This window comes from Psychrobacter sp. 1U2, assembly GCF_051847575.1.
This window is the reverse complement of the sequence record NZ_JBPYDC010001294.1, coordinates 1-639: the sequence shown is the minus strand read 5'-3', so window position 1 is coordinate 639 and position 639 is coordinate 1. Positions and strand designations below refer to the sequence as shown.

Here is a 639-nt window from a genome sequence, read left to right as displayed (position 1 = left end):
TACTTTCATACAGTATGGTAGCGTATTAATATTATCGTAAGTCTCAGCAAGTTTGGGCAAGCTGTAGTAGGCATGCTCTTTGCCATCGACTGAAATAGTGTCTTTTACGTTAAAGATATCGCTCATGGTAGCTTCCTTATCGTTGTTATAAATCCTGAACATAAATTATCATGAACTTATGCTTGTGACTGGTGGCTAAATAGCTTATTGATTGTTTTGATGAAAAATAGTGCAATGTAAAGTAATAAAACAATTAGGTGTAAGTTTCAATTAAACCTAAACATAACTTCGTATTTAGAATTTAATATTCACCTGTTTTTACCATAACAAATATTCAAGACTTTGTTAACGCTTAGACGTAGTCAAATCGTGGCACAATCGTAACCGTCGCCAGGCTCTAACAGTATGATTGTAATTAACTTTATATATCTTAGCTTTTACCCTGTTTACGGCGACCGCTCCTAAACACATAAGCGTCCTTATAAAAGTCAGCATCTGCATTCTTCGCCCAAAAATGCGGTACGCCTAAAATAGGCAATGGCGATAAATGACGCGGTGTGACCTCATTGCATGATAGCAACTCGTTCATATAATCAGCGACTCTATCATCTAAATACTGCAGACGCTCAGATAATGATA

General features: G+C 36.3%; 1 protein-coding gene. It reads right to left on the bottom strand.

Going from position 1 to position 639, the window contains the following annotated elements:
- Positions 1-430: 430 nt before the first annotated feature.
- Positions 431-639, bottom strand: a 209-nt coding sequence (locus tag ACS8FD_RS21730; protein ID WP_439277400.1) for a DUF3025 domain-containing protein, incomplete at its 5' end; no start/stop codon positions are given.